1 protein-coding gene is annotated in these 1,019 nt (G+C 43.4%); it reads right to left on the reverse strand.

Going from position 1 to position 1,019, the window contains the following annotated elements; all coding sequences use genetic code 11:
* On the reverse strand, nt 1-926 hold a 926-nt coding region (locus NSB28_RS24595), incomplete at its 3' end, for an IS256 family transposase (protein WP_257517619.1).
* Nucleotides 927-1,019 lie beyond the last annotated feature (93 nt).

Here is a 1,019-nt window from a genome sequence, read left to right on the forward strand (position 1 = left end):
GCATAGGGATATTTCTTACCCCATTTTTCTTTTAGTATTTCCAGCTCTGACAATCCGGCGGCCTCATTTGGGGCATTGTAAACGGCCTTGAAATCAGAGGAAAATTTCTTTAAGTCATTATAATTGACATATTTGAAGGAATTACGCAGCATATGGATCACACACCGTTGGATCTCTGCCTGGGGATACACAGCCTGGATCGCTTCTTTAAAGCCCGGGAGTCCGTCCACACAGAAGAACAGCACGTCTTTCACCCCGCGGTTCTTCAGGTCATTGAGCATTCCAAGCCAGAACTTACTGGTTTCATTTGCCCCAACAGTAATACTCAGGATGTCTTTATACCCTTCCACAGTCACCCCTAATACCACATATGCTGCACGGCTCAGGACGCGCCCGTCTTCCCGTACCTTGTAATGGATGCAGTCCATGAATACAAAGGGGTATAGGGGGTTCAACGGACGTGACTGCCATTCTTTGATCTCAGGAAGGACCTTGTCGGTGATCTTGCTCACCATTTCAGCTGACATTTCAATGCCATAAAGATCCTGGATCTGGTCATGGATATCCCTTGTGCTCATTCCCCTTGAATAAAGAGATATCACCTTTTCTTCGATACCAGAGATATCACGCTGGTATTTTGGGATAAGTTTTGGCTCGAATTCCCCATTCCGGTCCCTGGGGATGTCAATCTGTAATTCCCCAAACTGGCTTTTAAGAGTCTTAGGAGAATGCCCGTTCCTTTTGTTATCCGTGTTCAGATCACCCTTTTTATTTTTTTCGTATCCAAGAGCAGCGTCCAATTCCGCTTCCATAAGCTCCTGTAAGATATCCTTGAAACTGTCCTTGAGAAGAGTGTAGACATCAGAAACACTACGGATGTTGTTTTCTGATATAATCTGTCGTATTTGTTCCTTTGCTGCTGGCATAAAAATACTCCTTTTCGATAAGAATTGTCATATCTTAATTCTTACCAAAAAGGAGTCATTTTTTTCAAAAGACACAAGTTTATTTACACTACC

This window comes from Murimonas intestini, from assembly GCF_024622195.1.
In the GTDB taxonomy this organism is placed as follows: Bacteria; Bacillota; Clostridia; order Lachnospirales; family Lachnospiraceae; genus Murimonas; species Murimonas intestini.